Raw genomic sequence first — 24,119 nt, 5'->3', positions numbered from 1 at the left:
AAAACTATAAATAGCTTTTCTCGAACGAAAGAGAAGGGTTTCATAAAATATTAGTTTTTAGTTATTTGTTTTTTAAGCTATAGAGAATTAATAATTCGGTAAAAAAAAATCGACAAACAACTTAAAAAAGACATTTTACTACATATTTTCACTAACAAATACTTTTATATTTCTTTATGAATGCAATATTTTAACAATTATTTATCAATGAATTAACATGTGTTATTTATATCTACTTGTTATAAAGTTAACATTTGAAATTCTGTGTACAGAAAATTAAAAAAATACTATTCCCAAAACACCTAAACTTTGTTTTTATTTTATATTACAAATCTTTTATGAAGCATTTCATAAGCTATTACAAACCAAAACGAATATATTTTTAAAGCTATATAAAGTAAAAATAAATAAAGACACCAATACACTCATTATTGGATAATGATATCTTTTATTGAAACAGCTCTAATTTCATTAGTAGAAGTTTTAAATAGTTTATAACAGCTTTTTAAGTTTGTAACTCTACTCTTGCACAATAACAATATCTATAACAATATTAATGATATAGAAAAATTATAGTAACTAAAAAAACAATGTCAGATAAATTAACAATTTACATAAATCTATTTTCCAAATAAATCTTTTTTGATTTTTGGCAACTCCAATTCATATTTAACCACAACCGTTCTAATAATAATGATTACTGATGCAGATACTATAAAATGAAGATATTCATTAATTTTAAAATTCCCTAAAATTAAGTATACTACTCCTCCTGATAAACAAGCTGATGCGTATATTTCTTTTTTAAAAATCAATGGAACTTTTCTTGTTAAAACATCTCTAATCACTCCTCCAAAAACTGCTGAAACCATTCCCATAACTAAGGCAATGAATGGATGTAGATTATATGATAATCCTTTTTGCAACCCCAATAAGGTGAACACACTTATACCAATTGTATCAAACAAAAACATAGTTTTTCGTAATGGAGCTATTCTACTTCTAAATAAAAAAGTAATTGATACAGCTATTAAAATTGTCCATATGTAATTTATATCTCCAATCCAATTTATAGGGTGCGCATTTATTAATACATCACGAATCATTCCCCCACCAACTGCTGTTACAAAAGCAATAATAATAACTCCAAAAACATCAAATTCTTTTTTTAATGCTACTAGAGCTCCGCTAATAGCGAAAGCAAATGTACCTATAATATCTATTGCATAAATTATGTTCATTTTTTACACAGTAATCTCAGAAATTCTAATCTGTAATACTCTTTCAACTTCTTTGATTCGACTTCTCTCATTTTTAAGAATTAAAGCTAAAGAGACCCCTTTCTTTCCTGCTCTTGCAGTTCTCCCGCTTCTATGGGTATAATACTCTAATTTTTCGGGTAACTGATGGTGAATAACGAACCCTAAATTTTGTACATCTATACCTCTAGCAGCTACATCTGTTGACACTAAAATTTGTAAGTTTTCTTTTTTAAATGCACGCATAACTTTATCACGCTCTTTTTGCTGCATATCTCCTTCTAAAGCTTCTACAGAAAAACCTTCTTCTTTCAATTCTTTAGTTAATTTTTGAGCACCAGCTTTTGTTCTTGAGAAGATAATCCCTCTTTCAGAATTTCTTCTTTCTATAAACTTAACAATTAAATTTACTTTCTCAGGAATTGTAGTTTCAACAAATTGATGAGTAATATTAGCATTTACTAATGAATTTTTATTCACCTCTACTTGTTTGGCTGAGGCATTCATATACTTTTTAATAATACTTCTTATTTCTTCTGGCATAGTAGCTGAAAACAACCAAGTTTTTCTTATCCCCGAAGTATATTTTAAAATACGGTTTAGCTCTTCTTTAAACCCCATACTCAACATTTCATCAGCTTCATCAAGTACAAGTGTTTTTATATCATTTAAATCAACTTCACCTCTTTCAATCAAGTCAATCAAACGCCCAGGAGTTGCAACAACAATATGAGTTGTTCTTTGTAAGTTTTTAATTTGTCGATCAATTTTTTCACCTCCATAAACAGCCTCTAAAAAAATTCGATCATCAACATATTTTGTAAACTTAAACAATTGCTTTTTTATTTGTTGAACTAGCTCTCTTGTTGGTGATAAAATTAAAGCCTGAATTTTACCTTTTGAAGCATCAATTTTATGTAAAATAGGTAATCCATAAGCAGCGGTTTTTCCTGTACCAGTTTGTGCTAATCCTATAAAATCTGAATTATTCTCTAATAAATAAGGTATTGATAATTGTTGTACTTCAGTAGGATTAATTATTCCTAATTCTTTTAATCCTTTAACATACTCTTTTCTTATCCCTAACTCTCTAAATGTTGTCATCCTTAATTTATTTATTAATGCAAAGATATTGCTTATTTTTTGCCTAAAAGTAAGTTTGTGATTTCTTTAGTTACCCTTTTTGGTTTTAACGTATTTGCATCTAACAAACAAAATATTGTTTGCGATTTTACAAGTAAAACCTCTCCTCTATACATTTCAAAATGACGAACTGACTTTATTCCTTCTGTTTTACCTACCCATGTTTTTACGAGTACTTCATCTCCCAAAATTGCTTGGTTCTTATAATCTATTTCGTGCCTAATTACAAACCATACATAATTAGGTTTAGAAATATCTTTAATTAATAGTGTCCAATGTTCATTAGATACTTCTTGCATCCACTGAACATATACCACATTATTTACATGATTATATTCATCTATTTCGTTAGAAGATACAACACGTTTATTTTCATAAAATTTCATGTCGCAAACTTACATGAATGATGTTAATTTTTACTTAAATCTTCGCTACATTTTACTTCTGTATTAGAATATTTATGATATTGGAGTACTGAAACCTACACATGAATAAAATAACTAACAAATTTGGCACTGAAAAAATAAGTAAACTTCTTTTAAAACAAGCTATACCTGCTTCAATAGGAATTTTAGTAATGTCTCTAAATATGATAGTTGATACAATTTTTGTTGGTCGTTGGGTAGGTGTCATGGCTATTGCTGCTATTACTGTAGTATTACCTATTGCTTTTTTAATCTCTTCAATTGGTATGGGAATAGGTATTGGTGGTAGCTCAATTATATCAAGAGCTTTGGGGCAGAACAAAACATCAAAAGCTTATGAAGTTTTTGGTAATCAGGTAAGCTTAACTGTAGTACTCTCTTTGTCTTTTGTTTTTATTGGCACCCTCTATTGTTCATCGATTCTACAAATATTTGGTGCTAATGGTAACATTATAGATCCTGCAACTGAATACTTCCATGTAATTATTTGGGGAATTCCTTTTTTAGCTTTTGCTATGATGGGTAATCCGGTAACTAGAGCTATTGGAAAACCAAATTATGCCATGTTTACATTAATCTTACCTGCTATTGCAAATATACTATTAGATATTATTTTTATAAAGTTCATGAACCTTGGAATGTATGGAGCTGGATTAGCTACTTCTATTTCATATGCTGTAAGTGGATTATTTATTTTATGGTTCTTTCTTTCAAAAAAAACTGAATTAAAAATTATTCCAAAATATTTTATTATTGATTTTTCAATATTAAAAGAGATTATTGCCTTAGGAGGTATTACAATAATTAGACAGGGCACAATTAGTATTCTTGTTATTATTTTAAATTACACATTGTTTAAATATGGTGGTGAAATATCAATTGCTATTTATGGAATTATTAACAGAGTTATGATGTTTTCTCTTTTTCCTGTATTGGGTGTTACCCAAGGATTTTTACCTATTGCTGGCTATAACTATGGAGCAAATGATTCAAAAAGAGTTAAAGAATCTATAAAAACATCTATTATATTTGGTACAGGAATCGCTACATTTATTTTTATTTTAATAATGTTATTTCCTTCTCAATTAGTAGGTCTTTTCACAGATGATAAAGAATTATTAAATCAAACTCCAAGTGCTTTAATTATTGCTTTTATAGCAACTCCTGTAATAACTACACAACTTATTGGGTCTGCATATTTTCAGGCAGCAGGAAAGGCTTTACCAGCACTATTATTAACATTATTAAAACAAGGTTTTTTTTTAATTCCTTTGGTGTATATTTTACCTAAATTTTATGGTATTAATGGCGTATGGATTTCTTTTCCTATAGCTGATATTTTATCTACTCTAATTACTTATTTTTTCTTACAAAGAGAAATTCGTTTAAACTTAAAAATTAATAATTAACATTTTCTTTTTTTACTATATTAGAAAAACTTGTACATTTGGAACGTTCATTTCAATTAAATGCCAAAAGTAGAAACCTTTAATAAAGAATTAGTAATAAAACAAGCTACTGAAGTTTTTCATCGGAAAAGCTACAGCTTAACGTCTATGCAAGATCTAGTAGACGCAACTGGCCTAAACCGATCGAGTATTTATAATACTTTTGGTAGTAAGTTAGATTTATATACAGTTTGTTTAAAAAGTTATCAAACTAACTTTAGATGTAGTATAGAAAATATTTTAAAAAATATTAATTCACCTCTTCAATCAATTGAAGCTATTTTTTTATTTAATATTAAACAAAACAAAGATAATAAGAACATAGGTTGTTTAATTAATAATTGTACTTCGGAAATGGCCAATCAAGAAGTTACAATTCAGAAGTTCTTAGATAATAATCACAAGAACATGATTAAATTATTTCAAGATTTTATTGAAAAAGGGCAACAAGAAGGTTCTATCAACAAAAATAACACTGCATATGAATATGCTCTATATTTATTAAATTCTATTCAAGGTTTAAGTATCTCTGGTATTTTAATGAACAATTGTAAACACTTAGAAAGTATAGCAAAAACAACGCTTTCTACATTAAAATAATTTTTTTTAACTTAATTTGAAACGAACGTTTCAAATAAAACATCTAAAAATGAATAAACTACAAAACAAAGTAGCCGTAATTACCGGCGCAAATAGTGGAATTGGATTAGCAACTGCTAAATTATTTTTAAAGAATGGTGCCAAAGTCGTACTTGTAGGTAGAAGAAAAGATGCTTTAAATGAAGCTACAAATAGTTTATCTGGCGACTTTATAACTGTTGTTGCCGACGTCTCTAAAGATGAAGATAACGTTGCACTAATTAAAAAAGCTGTTGAAAAGTATGGAAACATAGATGTGCTATATTTAAATGCAGGAGTTGCACCTCTTGCTTCAACTTCAGACATTACAGCAGTACATTATAATGAGGTTTTTGATATTAATGTTAAAGGTCCGATTTTAACAATTAAGGAAGCATTACCATATATGAATGAAAATGGAAGCATACTTTTTACTAACTCAATCGTACATAAAAAAGGCTTTGATGGTTTATCGGTGTACTCAGCTAGTAAGGGAGCCTTAAGAGCCTATGCAAGAGTACTAACTTCTGAGGTTAAATCTAGAGGAATTCGAGTAAATTCAATTGCCCCTGGTCCTATTGATACACCTATTTATGAAAAAATGAACTTACCACAAGACGTTTTAGAAGAAATGGGTAAAGGCTTTGCTAGCCAAGTACCTTTAGGCAGATTTGGAACTTCTGAAGAAATTGCTAATACAGCTTTATTTTTGGCTTCAAATGATGCTTCATATATTAATGGAATTGAATTAGAAGTAGATGGTGGATTAAGCCAGATATAATAATAGTTAAATAAAAAGCTGAGAAAAGTCTCAGCTTTTTTTATAGTAATGATTCTCCATTTAAATTTGTTGTAAGTATATCACTCATTAAATTAAAATAGGGTCTAAGAGTTTTGAAAGAAGTATCTATTTCATTTAAAAAGTTTTTAGACATAACTTCTTTATCTGTAAACCTTCTAACAGCTACAAAACCTTTCTTTTTAATTAAATCTATTGATTCATGTTCTTTATCAAATCCCTTAGGTGCAGTCTTTAACTCATCTCCTTCTAATTTTCCTCCAAAATATTTAATGAAATTTTCTTCAGCAAGTATTTCTCTTATCTCAGAAGCATCCAGTTCAAATTCTTTACGAATTCTGAATAAATCCTCTTTTTCGGGTTGCCAAAAACCCCCTCCTAAAAAAGAATCTCCAGACTTAATTTGTAAGAAGTAACCTCCTCTTAATTCTTTACCTTTTCTTGAATATGAAACAGCAAATCGAGGGTTATACGGTGTTTTATCTTTAGAAAAACGTACATCTCTATATATTCTGTATACTTTTTGCTTTTCAATCTCATCATGCAACTCTAAATTTTGATTAATTCCAGCAAATAATTCTTTTGCATTATTCAAAGCAAGATTATAGTCTTTTTTATTTTCAGCAAACCAATCTCGATCGTTATTGTTTTCTAAATCTTTTAAAAATTCAAAAGTTTTTTTTTCAAATTGCATACACTTAAAATTTACTTTAAATATACAAAAAACCCTATAGAAAATATTTCAATAGGGCCATTTATATATGTTTGATTTATCAATTTTTAAACATTAAATCTAAAATTCATAATATCGCCATCTTGAACAACATACTCCTTTCCTTCTACTCCTAACTTCCCAGCTTCTTTAACTTTTTGTTCTCCTCCTAAACTAGTATAATCATCATACTTTATAACTTCAGCTCTAATAAAACCTTTTTCGAAATCAGTATGAATCACTCCAGCTGCCTGAGGTGCAGTATCCCCAATATTAATAGTCCAAGCTCTTACCTCTTTTACTCCAACTGTAAAATAAGTTTGTAAATTTAATAACTTATATGCAGCTCTAATTAAAACGGAAGCTCCAGCTTCTTCAAGGCCTATATCAGCTAAGAACATTTGGCGCTCTTCATAATCATCTAATTCAGTTATATCTGCTTCAGTTCCTATTGCCAGCACAATAACTTCAGCATTTTCATCTTTTACAGCTTCTCTTACCTTTTCTACATAATCATTTCCTGAAACAGCAGAACCCTCATCTACATTACAAACATATAAAACAGGTTTGGAAGTTATAAATTGAAGTGATTTGACAATTTCTTGATCTTTTTCTGAAAATTCAATGGCTCTAACGGAAACACCCTCTAACAAAGTTTCTTCAACTTTAAGTAAAACCGTTAATTCTATTTGAGCTTCTTTATTTCCAGTTTTAGCAGTTCTTTTTACACGTTCTAATCGCTTTTGAACAGTTTCCAAATCTTTCAATTGCAATTCAATATCGATAGTTTCTTTATCTCTTACTGGATCAACAGAAGCATCAACGTGCACTATATTATCATTATCAAAACAGCGCAATACATGTATAATAGCGTCAGTTTCTCTAATATTTGCCAAGAACTGATTTCCTAGACCTTCTCCTTTACTAGCCCCTTTAACTAAACCTGCAATATCAACAATTTCTACAGTTGCAGGCATTACCCTTTCAGGACTTACCATTCCTTCTAAAACTTGAATTCTAGGGTCTGGTACATTCACCACTCCTATGTTAGGTTCAATAGTACAAAATGGAAAGTTTGCACTCTGCGCTTTGGCATTAGACAAACAATTAAACAATGTTGATTTTCCTACGTTTGGTAATCCTACAATTCCAGCTTTCATTATAATATAATATTGATATTTTTTGCGATTGCAAATATAGTATATTACTTGGTTTAATGACTATGAAATACAAAACCTAACACAACTATTTTAACAGTTTTTTATGAATTTATTATTTTTTTTATTACATTTATCAAAATTAAACTACTAATTAATGAGTAATTTATCTGATGAAATTTTATGGAAATCATTAAAAGAAGGAGATCTTGTATCTTTTTCAGTCCTATTTAAAAAGTTCTATTCTCCCCTATATAGTTATGGACTTAAAATTTCAAAAGATGCAATTATTACCGAAGACTCTTTACAAGATTTTTTTGTGTATATCTTTGAGCACAAGGAAAACTTAAGTGATTTAGATAAAATTGCTCCTTACTTATTCTCTTCCTATAGAAGATTTATTATCAAAAGAATAAATAAAATTAAAAAATACTCAATAGTTAGAAATATTGATAAAAATATTGTTGATATAAATTTTACCCCAGAAGAATTTATAACTAATCAAGAATCAACTACTTTTAGAAATAAAAATCTTACCAAACTAGTTAACGAACTACCTAAAAGACAAAAAGAAGTTATCTATTTAAAATTCCATTGTAATTTAAAAGCTAAAGAAATAGCAGAAACAATGGATATTAACTATCAAAGTGTTATTAACATACTTCATAAAGCTATTAAAAATTTAAGAGAGGAAATGGCTATTTTACAATTATTAAATTCATAAATTTGCAATATTAAAAAGAGTATATTTATAAAATAACATGCTTTATATAGATATACAATTAGTATTACCATATTTAATGACCAAAAGAACGTATAATTCAATTCATGATTTTTTAAATGATCCATCATTTAAAAACTGGGCTCGTAACAGTCAGTTATCTGATATATCTTTTTGGGATTTTTGGCTTAAAAACAATCCCCAAAAAAAAGATATCGCTTATGAAGCCCGTGATATACTTCTAGGAATTAATTTTAAAAAAACTGCTATACCTGAAGAAAAATTAAATATTGAGTGGAATAAACTTGAAACTAAACTAAAAGCGACTCAAAAAAGGGAAAAAAATATTTTTAAAATGAAATATTTTAAAGTGTTTAGTGTTGCAGCTAGTATTTTATTAATTTCTTTAGGGGTTTATGCTATATTTTTTAATACTTCATACATAACTCACAAAACTGCTTATGGTGAAACGTTAGATTTGAAATTAAAAGATGGCACTTCTGTTACTTTAAACTCTAATTCTAGTATTAGGTATAATACCAATGATGTAAGAAATGTATCGTTAAAAGGAGAAGCCTATTTTAAAGTTAATAAAAAAGAAACCACTAATGCTAAATTTTGGGTTAATACTGGCGACTTAAAAGTAGAGGTTTATGGAACTGAATTTAACGTTAATACTAAGAAGAAAAAAACAAAAGTATATTTAGAAGAAGGTAATATATGGTTAACCATGAATAATGGAAAATCAAAGAAAATGCTTCCTGGAAATTACATTGAATATTCTTCTGAAGAACAAAAAATAATAGTTGATAAAAAATTAATTTCTAATGAAGAGCAAACATCTTGGAAAAACGGAAAACTAATTTTCAACAATTACACATTAGAAGAAGCTCTAAACAAAGTAACAGAAACTTACGGAATAAAATTTGTACATAAACATCCTGAAACTAAAGAATTTCTAATTACTGGGATAGTGCCAACAACTAACTTAGATATCTGTTTAAATGCCATAAAAAAATCAACAAACATAATTATTAAAAAAGAAAATACTAAATTAGTGGTTTATAAAAAATAACCAACTAACCTTTTTTAATGAGTAAAAAGAATACTACAATACGTTTTATATTATTCTTTGGTTGTTTCTTATATTTCTTTTCTAGCTATTCTCAAAACAAAAAACAATTACTTCTTACAGATGCTTTAAATATAATAAGTACTAAACATAAGGTGTTTTTTACTTATAATCCTGCGGTTATAAAAGACCAAAAGGTTAAAATTAAAAACTTAAACAAACTTCCTCTAGAACAATCAATTAAACTAATAAAAAAGTTAACTTCTTATAAAATAGATTATCTTGGTAATGACTATTATGTATTATATACATCGGCTAAGAATAAATATTTTACAAATCAAAAGTCGTTATTCAATACACAATTAAAACTATTGAAAGATAGTACTTCTAAAAAAGAAAAACTTACAATACGTGGTATTGTTATAAATGAATACTATCAACCAATAAAAAAAGTCAACATTATTGAAAGTAATACACAAAACGGAACCATTTCTAAAAATGATGGATCTTTTGAGCTAAAACTACTAGTAAATAACCCCATTATATTTACCCATATAGGGTACAAAACTGAAATAATTCAGTCAAAAAATAAATTCTTAAGAGTATTATTAAAATCAGGAATCCAATTAGATGAAGTATTAATCGTGGGATCAAGAAATAATAAAAGAAAAAAAGTAGACTCTCCTGTGTCAACTGATATTATAGAAATAGATAACATTAAAAAGAAAAGTGAATTTTTAGAGGTTAATCAATTAATTCAAAATGAAATACCATCTTTTAACGCCACCAAACAATCAGGATCAGATGGAGCTGATCATATTGTTCCTGCAACCTACAGAGGGTTAGGACCTGATCAGACATTAGTTCTAATTAATGGTAAAAGAAGACATCAGGCTTCACTAATAAACTTATACGGAACAAGAGGTAGAGGTAACTCTGGTACAGATTTAAATGCTATCCCCTCTTCTGCAATTAAAAGAATAGAAGTTCTCAAAGATGGTGCTTCTGCTCAATACGGTTCTGATGCTATTGCTGGTGTTATAAATATTGTTTTAAAAGATGACGTTAATCAAACAAACATAAATTCAACTGTAGGATTTTATAATGCTAATGTTAATACTGATAAAAGTAAAAGAGGAATAGATGGTTTTACCTATAAAGCTGATGTAAATTACGGAACTAAAATTAATGAAAATGGTTTTGTAAATGTTTCTGCTGAGTTTCTATCTAAAAATCATACATTTAGAAATGGAACAAATGTTAGGCAGAAATATGGTGATGCCGCTTTAAAAAGCAGCAACTTATTTCTAAATTCAGAAATACCCATTTCTCCTACAATGAAAGTATATACAAACGGAGGATATAGTTTTAAAAACACTGAAGCTTATGCTTTTACTAGAACTCCAGATAGTGAACGAAATGTAATGAGTATATATCCAAACGGATTTAATCCAATCATTACTTCTAATATTTCAGATAAATCATTTACACTAGGATTGAAAGGAAAATTAAAAGGGTGGAATATTGACTTTAGCAATACTTATGGAAAAAATAATTTTCATTATTTTATAAAAGAAACTCTAAATGCTACACTCCTAAATACATCTCCTAAACAATTTGATGCTGGTGGACATAGCTTAAGTCAAAATACAACAAACTTTGACGTTTCTAAATATTTCCCTTCTACTTTTAAGGGTTTAAATATTGCTTTAGGTTTGGAAAATAGAATTGAAAATTATAAAATTTTTTCAGGAGAAGAGGGGTCTTATGCTTCTTATGATATTAATGGTAACATTGTTAACAACAATACACCTATAAGTGATATTCCTACTCACAATAATAAAATAAGACCTGGTGGATCCAGGGATTCCCTGGTTATTCTCCTTTAAATAAAGTAAATCGAGACAGGACAAGTTTTAGTTTATATTTTGATAGTGAAATTGACTTTACAAAAAAATGGCTTTTAACAACCGCTTTTCGTTTTGAAAATTATAGTGATTTTGGAAATACAATTAATACCAAAATTGCCACAAGATTTAAAGTCTCTTCTAAAACCAATTTAAGAACATCTTTTAGTACTGGCTTTAGAGCTCCATCATTAGCCCAAATTTATTATAACTTAAAATTTACTAATTACATAGATAACAAACCCGTTGAATCATTTTTAATAGCGAATAACAACCCCATCACTAATAGTTTTGGAATCAAACAATTAAAAGAAGAAAAAGCTATTAATTATAGTTTAGGAATAAGCCATAAAGCAAATAAAAATTTTCAGTTCTTTATTGACTCTTATTATATTTTTATAAAGGATAGAATTATATTAAGTGGAAATTTTGATGCATCAAGCATAGATCCTAACGTACAAAATGTTCAGTTTTTTGCTAATGGAGTTAATACTTCAACTTACGGATTAGACTTTAAAATTAATTGGTGTAAAAAATTTTCAACTTCAAAACTCTTCTTCAATTTTACTGGAAATTTTAATAAAATGAAGGTTACCAGAATTAATAATAAAAACCTTGATTTAGAGACATTTTTTGGTGCAAGAGAACAATATTTTTTAAGAGCTTCAGCACCTAAACATAAATTAATTTTAAATGCTATTTACAGTAATAAAAACTTATCAATAAGCTCTAGTCTGACAAGGTACAGTAACTTAGAACTACTTGACTGGCAAATATATAAACCTTTAAGTGATTTTGACAACTCTCCTGAAAAAAGAATATCGGCTTCCATAGATAAATATGTAGCCAAATATACGTTAGACTGTCACTTTTCTTACAAATTATCAAAAAATTATTCTATTCAAATTGGTGTTAACAATTTATTCAACACCTATCCTACTCAACAAGGTGAAAACACTGATAGTGGAGGTTTATGGGATGCTGTACAAATGGGGAGTAATGGAGCATTTTACTACAGTAAATTTTCTGTTAATTTTTAACTGTTTTTTAACTTTTTATAAAAAAAGAGAGTATAGAAAACTAAAACATTGCTTAATAATAACATAAGGTAATTGTTAATAAAATAATAAAAAAGCAAAAACCTTCCTAATTATTAACTAAATTTTTATTTATGAAAAAACTTTTCACGTTACTCTTTACAGTTGTATTTAGTGGCTTTACATGGGCACAAATGCAAATTTCTGGAACAGTTAAAGACTCTAACAATGATGGGCTTCCTGGGGCTAATATCATTGAAAAAGGCACTCAAAATGGTGCAAACACTGATTTTGATGGAAAATTTAATTTGACAGTCCAAGAAGGGGCGATACTTGTTATTAGTTTTTCTGGATATGAAACACAGGAAATTCCTGTTAATGGCAAAAAAGTATTCAATATTATTCTAAAAGAAGGGTTAGAACTTGATGAAGTAATAATTACAGGAAGTAGAACTCCTTCTAGAAGTAATACTACAAGTTCTTTACCAATAGACGTCGTAGGCGTGAAAGAATTACAAGCAACTGGTCAAACAACTTTTGACAAAGCTTTGCAATATAAAATCCCATCTTTTAACACGGTCCAAACTCCTGTTAATGATGCTACCTCTTTACTTGATCCGTATGAAATTAGAAACATGGGGCCAAGTAGAACCCTTATACTAATTAATGGTAAACGTAAAAATTTAAGTTCTTTACTATATACACAAACATCTCCTGGTAGAGGTGAAACTGGTGCAGATATTTCTGGTATTCCAACTGACGCAATTAAAACCATTCAAATTTTACGTGATGGTGCTTCTGCTCAATATGGTTCTGATGCTATCGCTGGTGTAATGAACATAATTTTAAAAGATGATTATAAAAATGGTTCTGCAACATTTAGATCTGGTATTACAGGTGAAGGAGATGGAGAAATGCTTGGTGTAAGTGTAAATAATGGTAGTAGATTTGGTAAAAAAGGATTTATAAACTACACTATTGACTTTTCGAAAACACAAATGGCTAACAGGCCAGGAACTGTTGATGCTGAAGGGGAAGCTGCTGATTTTGGAGCTAATATTAATTTTGTAAATGAGTTTTTAGGACGAAAACCAGATGCAGGTAATATTAATGCATCTCCTGAAACTACTGCTGCCAAATTCTTAATTAATGCTAGTCATGATTTAAGTGAAAATTCAGACTTATATTTTAATGCAGCATATGTATATAAAATGGTTAACAGTTTTGCGAACTATAGAACACCATATTGGAGAACAATTGGTGATTTTCCATATTTAGCTAATTTTTTCCCTGGAAATAACCCAACAAATGCAGGTGGTTATGATGGATATTTACCTACATTTGAAGGTCTTTTAGGTGATTATAATGCAACAGTTGGTATTAAATCAACAATTAATGATTGGAATGTTGATGGAAGTATTACTGTAGGTGGTAATAAACAAACTTATACTGTTAGTAATTCACATAATAGAAGTACAATTCTTGACTCTAATAATGAAAATATTTATAGAGAAAATAGTCCAATATCTTTTAAACCAGGAGGTACCGCTTTTAGCCACGTAGTAGGAAACATTGATATTTCAAAAATTCTTTCTGATAACGTATCTATTGCATTAGGTACTGAGTTTAGAGCTGAAGATTTTGAGGTTATCGAAGGAGGTTTAGCTTCTTATGATGGAATTGGTGCTGATTCATTTGCTGGTAACCGACCAGAAAATTCAGGTAACTTTAATCGTTACAACCTAGGTGGATATTTTAGTGTTGAATGGGATGCTACTAAAGATTTTCAATTAAATGGTACAGTAAGAGCTGAAAACTATTCAGATTTCGGAAGTACTTTTGTATGGAAATTGAGCTCTCGTTATAAATTCGCTGATGATAAATATACAATAAGAGCTTCAGCTTCTACAGGATTTAGAGCTCCTACTTTACATCAAATATATACACAAAAAAAACAATATAGCTTTGTTGCTGGATCAGGTATTCAAGTTAGTGGATTAATTAATAATGTTTCAAGAGAAGCTAGACAGTTGGGAGTTCCAAGGTTAAAAGCTGAAGAATCAACAAACTTTACTGTTGGAATTGGAGGTAAGCCTTTCAATAATTTTAGCTTCACTTTAGATTATTATAACATTGAAGTTGAAGATAGAATTGTACTAAGTAATGAACTTTCAACTTCATTCGGAACTGTTAGTTATTTTGCGAATGCAATTAATACTAGAACATCAGGACTAGATGTTGTTGTAGGATACAAAAACGTAGAATTAGGAAATGGTAAATTAGCATTCAATTTATCGGGTAACTATACTTTTGAAAACGGAAGAACTGATAATAATGGTAGTGCTTTAATTGATGCTACTCAAGAAGCTTTATTATTTACTTCAAGACCACAAACTAAATGGATTTTAGGTACTACTTACGATCTTGGTAAGTTTGGTTTTACTTTAAACAATACGTACTTCGGAAAAACGAAATTTAAGCAAGCTGGAATGGATAGTAACTTAAGAACCGAGTTTACTCCAAAAATTGTAACTGACTTAGGTGTAAACTATAATGTAGATGACAATTGGACAATAGCTTTCAACGCTAATAATATATTAAACGTATTACCTGAATGGAGTTTTAAAGCTGAAAACGCAGCTGGTCAGGCAATTTTAAACGATCCTGCACAAGTTAAAGCGCAATCAAACTTAATTACTTTTAACCAACGTTATTCTCAGATGACATATGATGGTTACCATTTTAGTCAATTAGGATCAATGTTTAACTTATCAGTTAATTACAAATTTTAACAAAGTAATTGTTTTCATTATATTAATTATATGCAAGAAAACCTCGAAGCTATTATATTGCTTCGAGGTTTTTATATTAATATTATCTAAACTTATAAAATATTAAAAAGAAACTATTGAATGCTGTTTTGCTACATTAAATCCTTTTTCTATCACCATTTTTTCTTCATTACTTCCTTCTTCTAACAACGGATTCGTGTGATTAAAATGGATAAAATAAATTTTCTTTTTATCTTTAATTGCTAATTGTTTAAATAACTCCATACTTTCTTCTACAAAAGGATGTGGTACTTCATTCATATCTCTATTAATTTCCCCATTTTTAAAAAAGGTAGCATCTAAAAACGCAACATCTACTTGTTTTATATAATCAACAATACTTCTATCCCACTTTTCCCATTTATCAACATCTGGAATAAACAAGGCTTTTTTAGAAGTATTATTAATCAAATAACCAACAGTTTCTGAATATTCATCTCTATGCGGAACTTGAATTGGAGTTACACTAATTCTTTTGTTTAAAACAAAAACTGAATCCTCCTTTAATTCCTTTAAATGAATATTATTATTTGTTACTAACTGGCTCCAAGGTTCCGTTAGTTTCTAAATATGTTTTCATTCGTGGCATCACATAAACTGGCATTTTTACAGCACTCATTGCCTCTCTTCCTAAAAACATTAGTCCTGTATAATGCCCAATGTGTCCGTGAGTTAAAAAAACACCATCAGGAATTTCTTTATTCATTGTGTATTTTGAAAGTAACTTTGTTTGCTCAGTAAAGTCTGGTGTTGCATCAAATATCCAACTTTCATTCGTTATCGGATCAACTAGCCCTATAGAACTTACCATTTTTACTAAATTAGGATTAGCATAAGTCTTTAAGCAACATTCTTTTTTGCATGCTATTTGAGGGTAACCAGCGTCTTGAGCAACACCTAGTACAACGAAATAAGGAGTACTTAAATTCTTTTCTTGTCTTTTCTTGCCATTGCAAGAAAACAAACATAATATAATAGCAATGGGTAGTAAATTTTTAATTTTCATAATCTTAAAATAATTCTGGATTAGCTCCTTTTATATCCTTATAGAAAGAATAAAAATGTTCAAAATCTTTTTCCTTGTCATTCGTTGGATAAAAAGGTTCAGATAAAATTATTTGCTTATGCTCAAAATCAAACGCAAACATTATAATAGGTACATCTGCTCCTTTTGCTATATAATAAAAACCTGTTTTCCATTTATCCACCTTTTTTCTTGTTCCTTCAGGAGACAATGCTAAACGAAACTCTTCATGTTTGTTAAAAACATCTACAATAGCATCTACCTTATTATTACTTTTTGATCGATCAACAGGTGTACCTCCTAACCATCTAAAAACAAAACCAAAAGGAGGTTTAAACAATGATTTTTTACCAATAAAATTAATCTTTACGCCCCATGAATTTCTAGCTAAAATTGCTATAGGAAAATCTTTCCAACTGGTATGTGGGGCACCAATAACTATATATTTTTTTAATTCTTTAGGAAATTCTCCAACTAACTTCCAACCTAATATTTTGGTATATATAAACTTAGATATCATCTCTTATAAAATAAGCATCAATGATACGGTTTTCAGTAACAATAACAAACATTTTTATAAAATCTTGCGTTATATTTGCTTATTCAACTAATATTTTTAATTAATGAGTACTACTTTACTATTAATAATTACCACAATTTCTGGATTAGTATTAGGTATTATTATTGGGCATTTACTTGGTAAATTAGCTTTAAATAAGGCTACTGACACATTAGAAAGAGAAAATAATATAATAAGCACAAAGGTTGATAATTTAGAAACCTTAATAAAAGAAAAAGAAGCAGGTTTCATTCAACAAAAAAGTGATTTTCAAAAGCGTTTAGACGATAAAACAAAAGAAAATAATGAGCTTAGACGTGAAAAAGAGTTTTCTGCAGTTGAATTAGCAAGAAAAAATGAAGAACTAAAAAACTTACAACTTAAACTAAATGAAAATAAAGGGGAAGTTGAAAAGTTACAAGAAAAATTCACCAAAGAATTTGAAAACTTAGCTAATAAAATATTAGACGAAAAGTCAAATAAATTTACTGAACAGAACAAAGTAAATATTAAGAATATCCTTACTCCGTTACAAGAAAAAATTCAAACCTTTGAAAAGAAAGTTGAGGACTCTCAAAAAGAAAGTATTTCTATGCATTCTGCTTTAAAAGAACAATTACTGGGTTTGAAAGAAATAAATGCTCAAATGAGTAAAGAAACTATCAACTTAACTAAAGCACTTAAAGGTGATAGTAAAACTCAAGGAAATTGGGGTGAATTGGTATTAGAACGTGTTTTAGAAAAATCAGGACTAGAAAAAGATCGAGAGTATTTTGTTCAACAATCATTTACCAACGATGAAGGTAAACGAGTACTTCCTGATGTTGTTATTCATTTACCTGACAATAAAAAGATGATTGTTGACTCTAAAGTTTCTTTAACTGCCTATGAGCAGTATGTAAATACTGATGATGCTATTGAAAAAAATCGCTTTATAAAAGAACATGTAAACTCCTTAAAGCGACATGTAGAACAACTTTCAGAAAAAAAATATGAAGATATTTATAAAATAGAATCTCCTGATTTTGTTTTATTATTTGTTCCTATTGAACCTGCGTTTGCTGTGGCTTTAAATGAGGATAACACATTATATAACAAGGCTTTTGAAAAAAACATTGTAATAGTTACCCCTACTACTCTTTTAGCTACTTTACGTACAATTGATACCATGTGGAATAATGAAAAACAACAACGAAATGCTTTAGAGATAGCAAGACAAGCCGGAGCCTTGTATGATAAATTTGATGGCCTTTTAAAAGATTTAATTAGTATTGGTAAAAAAATTGATGCCACCAAAGCTGATTATAGCTCTGCTATGAACAAACTGGTAGAAGGTAGAGGTAATTTAATTACAAGTGTAGAAAAATTAAAGAAAATGGGGGCAAAAGCCAAAAAAGCACTCCCTGAAAAGATAATAGAACGAGCTCAAGAAGAAGATTAAAAAAACAAAGTATTATACTTATAGCAACAACATCTGTTGATTACTTTCTTCATTTGGAATTTTTAAATTAATATTCAATTCTTTATTTAATTTTTTAATAAAATAAGACGCTAATAAAGGAGACTCTACTTCTAAATTTTGATGAATAAAAAAATGAATATTTTTCAATCCCAAATCTGTCCATTCTTTCAATCTTGCTACCCAATCATCTAAACGAGAATAATCGGATACATGATTAGCCCCTACATAACGAATAAAGGCTTCGTTATTGGTTAAACGCATATGAACCATGTCTCTTCTTCCAGCAGTATCAACTAATACATTTGCTATATTATTTTCTTCTAGCAATTGAGTATACTCTTCAAAAGTATTTTTATCGGTATACCAGTCAGGATGCCTAACTTCAACAGCCAAAGGAATTTTATGTGGCCAACTTTTAACAAAATTTTCTAGTCTTGAAAAATTTTTACGGACCAAAATTAGAATGCATCTGTAAAAAAATAGTTCCTAATTTCTCCTCCAATCGTAGTGCATTATCTAAATAATAATTTACAATTTCCTGAACCCCTTCTAACCTTTTCCAATGGCTAATTTCTTGAGTTAATTTAGGGAAAAACCTAAAGTTACTTGGGGTTTTATCTTTCCATTTAGTAAATTGTTCTCCAGAAAACTGTCGATAAAAAGTTGCATTTAGTTCTATTGAGTTAAACTGTTTAGAATAATAAGCTAGTTCATCTTTTGTTCCTTTAGGATAAAACCCTTTTAAATCAGCCTTATTCCATTTAGCACAACCTACAAAAACATTTGGAACTTCTGTTTTTATATTCTTAGATAACAAATCAATAGTAGCTCTATTATTAGCAGGCATTGTAAAATCTATTAATTCTGGATGATCAACTTTTCCAAACTTCATCTATCTCCTATTAATTCTGTTCTGTAATCATTCATTGAAGTATCATCTTTATACTTTGCGTGATAATACCCTTGTTTCCACCATTTTTTCATCAACTTTTTATCGAAAACCAGCGAATTTGTCGTTAAAACAGTTGGCGTATAATAAAGATTTAATTTAACGTCTTTATGTTTAGCCGAAAGTTTACCTATGGTTACATTGTGTTTTTCAACATGCTCTAACATAAAATCAAAAACATTAAGCATTAAAGAAAAAGGATTTTTGGCGGGCATTCTATTTATTTGTGTGACCTCAGTTTCTAAAATAATCGCATCAATTTCTTTTGCTCCTCTTAAAATAGCTTCTCTAATAGGTACTAAGCACCCAAAGCCTCCATCAGCATACTGACAATAATTTTTTTCAAGTAAACTCATGAAAGGAACATAGTTACATGAACCCCATATCCAATCACAAAAATCTTCGTAAGTACAATCTAAAATAGATTTATACTCTATTTTATTGGCTGTCAAATTAGATAAAGTAACAACTACTTCTTTGTTTTTAATTCTAATTTCATCATACATTTCTTTAGTAATATTTTGCTTAATTAAACGTCGCAAATTTTTACTTTCTCCAAATGTTTTTCTTCCTTTCAAAAAATTCCATATGGTATTTATATGACGAATAGAAATTACTTTCTCACCATGAACCGTTTTTATTTTAAAAGGGCTATTACTAAAAATAGATTTTTGATTTACTTTCGTGTAAAGCTCTTTTAAAGCATCAACTTTTCGCAAAGCTAGATGAGAAACCATCAAACTTCCAGTTGAAGTTCCTAGAAATAAATCATACTTTTTATTTTTTTCTTTCATTAAATATTCAACCACACCACCAGCAAATGCTCCTTTACTTCCTCCTCCTGAAATTACTAATGCCTTTTTCATTGATATTTTGACTATTTTAGTTCTGTAAAAATATTAAAAATGAAACGAATCGAACTCTTTTTTTTAGTTACAATTATATTTATTTCTTGTAAAAAAGAATACAAACCTAGAAACATTAATACTGCAGATATTACTACTTTCAAAATTGATAGCTCAAGTATAAGAGCTATAAAAGCTGTGGATAATAACAACGTCTTTTTTGCTGACTCTAAAGGAAATATAGGTAAAACACAAGATGGAGGAAAGAGCTGGAGTTTTACTAAAATTGTTTACAATGATTCAATCACACCACATTTTAGAAGTATTGCTTTAAACAATAATAATGTATATGCTTTATCAATAGCTAATCCTGCGCTTCTTTACAAAATAAACGCTAAAGAAACTAAAATAGTTTATAAAGAAGAGCATTCAAAAGTATTTTACGACGCTCTACAATTTTTTCCTGATGGTAAAAATGGAATTGCAGTTGGTGACCCTACGGAAAGTTGCCCTTCAATAATCATTACTTCTGATGGTGGAAATTCTTGGAGTAAAATCCCTTGCTCAAAACTACCTGATTTTGAAAATGGTGAAGCGTTTTTTGCGGCAAGTAATACAAATATTAAAATTATGAATAATACCGTATGGATAGTTTCTGGAGGCAAAAAAGCTCGAGTATTAAAATCTACGGACAAAGGAAGAACTTGGAGCATTTATGACACACCTTTTATACAAGGAAATGGTCCGCAAGGCATGTATTCTGTTGATTTTTATAATGAGTTATGTGGAATTGCTATTGGTGGAGATTATTCAAATTCTGATGATAATTGTGCTAACAAAGCAATTACTATTGACGGGGGTAAAACTTGGACTCTAGTAGCTAATAACCAAGAACCTAATTACAAAAGCTGTATTCAATATGTACCAAATACTAATGGAAAAGAAGTTGTAGCTGTAGGAAAAACTGGTATTTCTTTTTCAAATAACGGAGGATTAAATTGGAAAAAGTTAAGTGATGAATCATTTTACGCTATTCAATTTGTAGATCAAAACTCAGCATGGGTATCTGGCCATGAAAAAATGGGAAAACTAATCTTAAAATAATCTTAATATTTTGTTAAACAAATTTTTAAAATTTAAGAAATCAATACATTTAATAATTAATTCAACTTTAACATAATGAAAAAAATTTTCATACTACTATTCTGCTTATGTATCTCCCACATTAAAGCTCAAGAATATTTTCCTACAAATACAGGAGTTAAAACTACAAAAAATAGTTTAATTGCCTTTAAAAATGCAACTATCTATGTAACTCCTAAAAAAGTTATAAAAAAAGGAACCTTACTGATTAAAGACGGGAAAGTATTAAATGTTGGGAAATCTTTAAGTATTCCCAAAGATGCACAAATTATTAATTTGAGTGGAAAATCAATTTATCCCTCATTTATTGATTTGTATGCTAATTTTGGTATAAAGAAAGTTAAAAGAAGTACTAATTTCAGTAGACGCCCACAATATGATGCCAACAGAAAAGGCTTTTATTGGAACGATCATATACGCCCTGACACTGATGCTTTTAACGTATTTAAGTATGATAACAAAAAAGCTAAAGAACTTATAAATGCAGGTTTTGGAGTTGTAAACTCTCATAGTGATGATGGTATAATGCAAGGAAATGGTGTTTTAGTAGCTTTAAACTCTAATAGTTCAGATGCGTATAGAATACTCAATAGAAAATCTGCAAATTATTTATCTTTTTCTAAAAGTAATAAATCACGTCAATCTTATCCAACATCTCGAATGGGAGCCATGGCTTTACTTAGACAAACCTATTTAGATGCAAATTGGTATGCTAATGGAAATGCAAAAAACTCAGACCTAGCTTTAGAAGCTCTGAATAATAATAAAAATTTACCTCAAATTTTTAGAGCTGGAGATTACCTTAATAGCCTGCGTGCAGATAAAATTGGAGATGAATTTGGTATTCAATATACTATTGTTGGAGGTGGAGATGAATATGAACGTGTAAATGATATAAAAAAGACAAATGCAACTTTTATTATTCCCATTAACTTTAGAAAAGCCTATGATGTTAGTAATATTGCTTTAGCGAACAAAATTGCATTAAGCGATATGCGTAAATGGAATCAAGAACCTTCAAATCCAAGTGTTTTAGCTAAAAATAATGTCCCTTTTGCTTTAACTACCTATAAACTTAAAAATATTAAAGGTTTTTCTACTAACCTTCAAAAAGCCATTTTATACGGATTAGATAAAACTACTGCCTTAGAAGCTTTAACAACAGTTCCTTCTAAAGTACTCAATAACAAAAACATAGGGAACTTACAAAAAGGAAGTTATGCTAACTTTCTTATTACTTCTGGTGATATATTTGATACTAAAACTACTCTTTACGAAAATTGGGTTCAAGGAAATAAAAATAGTATTACACCTATGAATATCAGAGATATTACTGGTGAATATATGCTATATGCTGATGGTAAAAATTATACCATGACAATTACTGGTAAAGGAGTAAAACAAAATGCTAAATTTAAACAAGGTGAAACTAAAATAAATGGTAAGTTTTCGTTTAAAAATAATTGGATTCAAATTACTTTAAATGATAATGGGAAATTTACAAGGCTTTCTGGTAGAATCACCAATGCTGCTAACCTTATGCAAGGTAATGGAATAGATAATAGTGGTAATGATATTGCGTGGTCAGCCTCAAAAAAAGTAAAAAAAGAAGTTAATAAGAAAAGTGATAAAAAGAAAAAAGATAAAAAAAACAATGAAGTAGTTTCAGTAAGCTATCCTAATATTGGGTATGGGAATTACAGTATACCACAACAAGAGTCTATTTTAATTAAAAATGCTACTGTATGGACTTCTGATAATCAAAAAGTGTTAAATAATACTGACGTTTTAATTACCAATGGAAAAATAACTAAAATCGGAAATAATCTTAATGATAGGAACGCCAAAGTAATTGATGGCTCTGATAAGTATTTAACTGCAGGAATTATAGATGAGCATTCTCATATTGCTGCCTCTGCTATTAATGAAGCAGGACACAATTCATCAGCCGAGGTAACCATTGAAGATGTTGTGGACCCCAGTGACATTAATATATACAGAAACATAGCTGGAGGGGTAACATCTATTCAAATATTGCATGGTTCAGCAAACCCTATTGGTGGTCAGTCAGCAATATTAAAATTAAAATGGGGAGAAAATGCAGACGGATTGATTTACAAAAATTCTCCAAAATTCATAAAGTTTGCCTTAGGTGAAAATGTAAAACAATCTAACTGGGGAGATAATAATACTGTTAGGTTTCCTCAAACGCGTATGGGAGTTGAACAAGTTTATATCGATTACTTTCAAAGAGCTAAAGAATATGATGCTAAAAAGAAAAGCGGCACACCATACCGTAAGGATATTGAGTTAGAAACACTAGCTGAAATCATTAATAAAAAACGTTTTATTTCTTGTCATTCTTATGTACAATCAGAAATTAATATGTTAATGAAAGTTGCAGAAAAATTTAACTTTAACATCAATACATTTACACACATTTTAGAAGGATATAAAGTAGCCGACAAAATGAAGAAACACGGCGTTGGTGGTTCTACCTTTTCTGACTGGTGGGCTTATAAATTTGAAGTTAATGATGCAATTCCTTACAATGCTGCAATCATGCATAAACAAGGAATAACCGTAGCAATTAACTCTGATGATGCTGAAATGTCAAGAAGATTAAATCAAGAAGCTGCAAAAACTATGAAGTATGGAGGTATGACTGAACAAGAAGCTTGGAGTATGATTACCATTAATCCTGCCAAATTATTACACCTTGATGATAGAACAGGGAGTATCGAAGTAGGAAAAGATGCTGATGTTGTGTTATGGAGTGATAATCCTTTATCTATTTATGCTAAAGTAGAAAAAACAATTATTGATGGAACAATTTATTTTGATATAAATCAAGATATTGCCAAACGTAAAGCCATCAAAGCTGAACGTTCTAAACTTATCAATATGATGCTAAAAGAAAAAATAAAAGGAGTTAAAACACAAGCCCCTGTTAAAAAAACTAAAAAATTATTTCACTGTGATACTGAATAAGAATTTTAAAAGACAAC

Annotated in this window: 22 protein-coding genes; 11 read left to right on the top strand and 11 right to left on the bottom strand. The window is 29.1% G+C overall.

Features of this window, described 5'->3' with window-relative positions; genetic code table 11:
- Positions 1 to 620: 620 nt before the first annotated feature.
- Genes ACMFBB_RS19470 through ACMFBB_RS19460 form a run of 3 tightly spaced genes read right to left on the bottom strand, consistent with a single transcriptional unit; the run spans position 621 to position 2,788 of the window.
- Positions 621 to 1,241: a trimeric intracellular cation channel family protein gene (locus ACMFBB_RS19470; RefSeq protein ID WP_435262398.1), complete on the bottom strand. Its 621-nt coding sequence runs from the start codon at positions 1,239 to 1,241 to the stop codon at positions 621 to 623.
- A gap of 3 nt (positions 1,242 to 1,244) precedes the next feature.
- Positions 1,245 to 2,363, bottom strand: a complete 1,119-nt coding sequence (locus ACMFBB_RS19465; protein WP_435262397.1) for a DEAD/DEAH box helicase — start codon at positions 2,361 to 2,363, stop codon at positions 1,245 to 1,247.
- A gap of 32 nt (positions 2,364 to 2,395) precedes the next feature.
- Complete coding sequence (locus tag ACMFBB_RS19460) at positions 2,396 to 2,788, bottom strand: acyl-CoA thioesterase (protein WP_435262396.1); 393 nt, start codon at positions 2,786 to 2,788, stop codon at positions 2,396 to 2,398.
- Positions 2,789 to 2,889: 101 nt separating this feature from the next.
- Between ACMFBB_RS19460 and ACMFBB_RS19455 the strand changes: the two genes are divergently transcribed.
- The 3 genes from ACMFBB_RS19455 to ACMFBB_RS19445 are packed head-to-tail and all read left to right on the top strand — an operon-like array spanning position 2,890 to position 5,674.
- Positions 2,890 to 4,236, top strand: coding sequence for an MATE family efflux transporter (locus ACMFBB_RS19455; RefSeq protein ID WP_435262395.1), 1,347 nt, complete (start codon positions 2,890 to 2,892; stop codon positions 4,234 to 4,236).
- A gap of 60 nt (positions 4,237 to 4,296) precedes the next feature.
- Positions 4,297 to 4,875 (top strand): TetR/AcrR family transcriptional regulator, encoded by a 579-nt coding sequence (locus tag ACMFBB_RS19450; RefSeq protein WP_435262394.1) that lies wholly within the window; start codon positions 4,297 to 4,299, stop codon positions 4,873 to 4,875.
- Positions 4,876 to 4,924: 49 nt separating this feature from the next.
- Positions 4,925 to 5,674: an SDR family NAD(P)-dependent oxidoreductase gene (locus tag ACMFBB_RS19445; RefSeq protein ID WP_435262393.1), complete on the top strand. Its 750-nt coding sequence runs from the start codon at positions 4,925 to 4,927 to the stop codon at positions 5,672 to 5,674.
- Between the two features lie 40 nt (positions 5,675 to 5,714).
- On the opposite strand, the gene ACMFBB_RS19440 is transcribed toward ACMFBB_RS19445, so the two are convergent.
- Complete coding sequence (locus tag ACMFBB_RS19440) at positions 5,715 to 6,386, bottom strand: DUF2461 domain-containing protein (protein ID WP_435262392.1); 672 nt, start codon at positions 6,384 to 6,386, stop codon at positions 5,715 to 5,717.
- An 86-nt stretch (positions 6,387 to 6,472) separates the two neighbouring features.
- On the bottom strand, positions 6,473 to 7,564 hold the full coding sequence (gene ychF / locus ACMFBB_RS19435) for a redox-regulated ATPase YchF (RefSeq protein WP_435262391.1): 1,092 nt from the start codon (positions 7,562 to 7,564) through the stop codon (positions 6,473 to 6,475).
- A gap of 154 nt (positions 7,565 to 7,718) precedes the next feature.
- On the opposite strand from ychF, the gene ACMFBB_RS19430 reads away from it, so the two are divergent.
- The 5 genes from ACMFBB_RS19430 to ACMFBB_RS19410 all read left to right on the top strand — a co-directional run bounded on the left by ACMFBB_RS19430 (position 7,719) and on the right by ACMFBB_RS19410 (position 15,090).
- On the top strand, positions 7,719 to 8,285 hold the full coding sequence (locus tag ACMFBB_RS19430) for an RNA polymerase sigma factor (protein ID WP_435262390.1): 567 nt from the start codon (positions 7,719 to 7,721) through the stop codon (positions 8,283 to 8,285).
- A 37-nt stretch (positions 8,286 to 8,322) separates the two neighbouring features.
- Positions 8,323 to 9,357, top strand: coding sequence for a FecR family protein (locus ACMFBB_RS19425; RefSeq protein WP_435262389.1), 1,035 nt, complete (start codon positions 8,323 to 8,325; stop codon positions 9,355 to 9,357).
- Positions 9,358 to 9,374: 17 nt separating this feature from the next.
- Entirely contained in the window at positions 9,375 to 11,243 is a 1,869-nt protein-coding gene (locus ACMFBB_RS19420) for a TonB-dependent receptor (protein ID WP_435262388.1), read from the top strand.
- Complete coding sequence (locus tag ACMFBB_RS19415) at positions 11,213 to 12,301, top strand: TonB-dependent receptor plug domain-containing protein (RefSeq protein ID WP_435264340.1); 1,089 nt, start codon at positions 11,213 to 11,215, stop codon at positions 12,299 to 12,301. Before ACMFBB_RS19420 ends, ACMFBB_RS19415 begins: the two co-directional genes overlap by 31 nt.
- Positions 12,302 to 12,432: 131 nt before the next feature.
- Positions 12,433 to 15,090 (top strand): TonB-dependent receptor, encoded by a 2,658-nt coding sequence (locus tag ACMFBB_RS19410; protein WP_435262387.1) that lies wholly within the window; start codon positions 12,433 to 12,435, stop codon positions 15,088 to 15,090.
- A 102-nt stretch (positions 15,091 to 15,192) separates the two neighbouring features.
- Here ACMFBB_RS19410 and ACMFBB_RS19405 read toward each other — a convergent pair whose 3' ends face one another.
- The 3 genes from ACMFBB_RS19405 to ACMFBB_RS19395 are packed head-to-tail and all read right to left on the bottom strand — an operon-like array spanning position 15,193 to position 16,673.
- Positions 15,193 to 15,600 (bottom strand): MBL fold metallo-hydrolase, encoded by a 408-nt coding sequence (locus tag ACMFBB_RS19405; protein ID WP_435264339.1) that lies wholly within the window; start codon positions 15,598 to 15,600, stop codon positions 15,193 to 15,195.
- A gap of 55 nt (positions 15,601 to 15,655) precedes the next feature.
- Positions 15,656 to 16,135, bottom strand: a complete 480-nt coding sequence (locus tag ACMFBB_RS19400) for an MBL fold metallo-hydrolase (RefSeq protein ID WP_435262386.1) — start codon at positions 16,133 to 16,135, stop codon at positions 15,656 to 15,658.
- A 4-nt stretch (positions 16,136 to 16,139) separates the two neighbouring features.
- Complete coding sequence (locus ACMFBB_RS19395; RefSeq protein ID WP_435262385.1) at positions 16,140 to 16,673, bottom strand: lysophospholipid acyltransferase family protein; 534 nt, start codon at positions 16,671 to 16,673, stop codon at positions 16,140 to 16,142.
- 103 nt (positions 16,674 to 16,776) lie between these two features.
- Here ACMFBB_RS19395 and rmuC point away from each other — a divergent pair, with 103 nt between their 5' ends.
- Entirely contained in the window at positions 16,777 to 18,153 is a 1,377-nt protein-coding gene (gene rmuC, locus ACMFBB_RS19390) for a DNA recombination protein RmuC (RefSeq protein WP_435262384.1), read from the top strand.
- An 18-nt stretch (positions 18,154 to 18,171) separates the two neighbouring features.
- Here the strand turns inward: rmuC and ACMFBB_RS19385 are convergent, their stop codons facing one another.
- From ACMFBB_RS19385 to ACMFBB_RS19375, 3 genes are read right to left on the bottom strand one after another with little or no spacing between them, the layout of a single operon-like run.
- Entirely contained in the window at positions 18,172 to 18,630 is a 459-nt protein-coding gene (locus tag ACMFBB_RS19385; protein ID WP_435262383.1) for a DUF72 domain-containing protein, read from the bottom strand.
- Positions 18,620 to 19,066 (bottom strand): DUF72 domain-containing protein, encoded by a 447-nt coding sequence (locus tag ACMFBB_RS19380; protein WP_435262382.1) that lies wholly within the window; start codon positions 19,064 to 19,066, stop codon positions 18,620 to 18,622. Before ACMFBB_RS19380 ends, ACMFBB_RS19385 begins: the two co-directional genes overlap by 11 nt.
- A complete protein-coding gene (locus tag ACMFBB_RS19375; RefSeq protein ID WP_435262381.1) occupies positions 19,063 to 19,989 on the bottom strand; it encodes a patatin-like phospholipase family protein in 927 nt (308 codons plus the stop codon). The genes ACMFBB_RS19380 and ACMFBB_RS19375 overlap by 4 nt, the downstream gene beginning before the upstream one ends.
- 39 nt (positions 19,990 to 20,028) lie before the next feature.
- Between ACMFBB_RS19375 and ACMFBB_RS19370 the strand changes: the two genes are divergently transcribed.
- Positions 20,029 to 21,072, top strand: a complete 1,044-nt coding sequence (locus ACMFBB_RS19370; RefSeq protein ID WP_435262380.1) for a WD40/YVTN/BNR-like repeat-containing protein — start codon at positions 20,029 to 20,031, stop codon at positions 21,070 to 21,072.
- Between the two features lie 75 nt (positions 21,073 to 21,147).
- Entirely contained in the window at positions 21,148 to 24,102 is a 2,955-nt protein-coding gene (locus ACMFBB_RS19365) for an amidohydrolase family protein (protein ID WP_435262379.1), read from the top strand.
- Positions 24,103 to 24,119: the final 17 nt, after the last annotated feature.

It is taken from the genome of Tenacibaculum sp. nBUS_03, from assembly GCF_051201695.1.
Taxonomy (GTDB): Bacteria; Bacteroidota; Bacteroidia; order Flavobacteriales; family Flavobacteriaceae; genus Polaribacter.
The sequence above is the reverse complement of the archived record's forward strand: the minus strand, read 5'-3'. Positions and strand labels throughout refer to the sequence as shown.

Coding starts and splice junctions, on each gene's coding strand:
- ACMFBB_RS19470 (WP_435262398.1), bottom strand. CDS start 1,241: ATGAACATAATTTATGCAATAGATATTATAGGTACATTTGCTTTCGCT.
- ACMFBB_RS19465 (WP_435262397.1), bottom strand. CDS start 2,363: ATGACAACATTTAGAGAGTTAGGGATAAGAAAAGAGTATGTTAAAGGA.
- ACMFBB_RS19460 (WP_435262396.1), bottom strand. CDS start 2,788: ATGAAATTTTATGAAAATAAACGTGTTGTATCTTCTAACGAAATAGAT.
- ACMFBB_RS19455 (WP_435262395.1), top strand. CDS start 2,890: ATGAATAAAATAACTAACAAATTTGGCACTGAAAAAATAAGTAAACTT.
- ACMFBB_RS19450 (WP_435262394.1), top strand. CDS start 4,297: ATGCCAAAAGTAGAAACCTTTAATAAAGAATTAGTAATAAAACAAGCT.
- ACMFBB_RS19445 (WP_435262393.1), top strand. CDS start 4,925: ATGAATAAACTACAAAACAAAGTAGCCGTAATTACCGGCGCAAATAGT.
- ACMFBB_RS19440 (WP_435262392.1), bottom strand. CDS start 6,386: ATGCAATTTGAAAAAAAAACTTTTGAATTTTTAAAAGATTTAGAAAAC.
- ychF (WP_435262391.1), bottom strand. CDS start 7,564: ATGAAAGCTGGAATTGTAGGATTACCAAACGTAGGAAAATCAACATTG.
- ACMFBB_RS19430 (WP_435262390.1), top strand. CDS start 7,719: ATGAGTAATTTATCTGATGAAATTTTATGGAAATCATTAAAAGAAGGA.
- ACMFBB_RS19425 (WP_435262389.1), top strand. CDS start 8,323: ATGCTTTATATAGATATACAATTAGTATTACCATATTTAATGACCAAA.
- ACMFBB_RS19420 (WP_435262388.1), top strand. CDS start 9,375: ATGAGTAAAAAGAATACTACAATACGTTTTATATTATTCTTTGGTTGT.
- ACMFBB_RS19410 (WP_435262387.1), top strand. CDS start 12,433: ATGAAAAAACTTTTCACGTTACTCTTTACAGTTGTATTTAGTGGCTTT.
- ACMFBB_RS19400 (WP_435262386.1), bottom strand. CDS start 16,135: ATGAAAATTAAAAATTTACTACCCATTGCTATTATATTATGTTTGTTT.
- ACMFBB_RS19395 (WP_435262385.1), bottom strand. CDS start 16,673: ATGATATCTAAGTTTATATATACCAAAATATTAGGTTGGAAGTTAGTT.
- rmuC (WP_435262384.1), top strand. CDS start 16,777: ATGAGTACTACTTTACTATTAATAATTACCACAATTTCTGGATTAGTA.
- ACMFBB_RS19380 (WP_435262382.1), bottom strand. CDS start 19,066: ATGAAGTTTGGAAAAGTTGATCATCCAGAATTAATAGATTTTACAATG.
- ACMFBB_RS19375 (WP_435262381.1), bottom strand. CDS start 19,989: ATGAAAAAGGCATTAGTAATTTCAGGAGGAGGAAGTAAAGGAGCATTT.
- ACMFBB_RS19370 (WP_435262380.1), top strand. CDS start 20,029: ATGAAACGAATCGAACTCTTTTTTTTAGTTACAATTATATTTATTTCT.
- ACMFBB_RS19365 (WP_435262379.1), top strand. CDS start 21,148: ATGAAAAAAATTTTCATACTACTATTCTGCTTATGTATCTCCCACATT.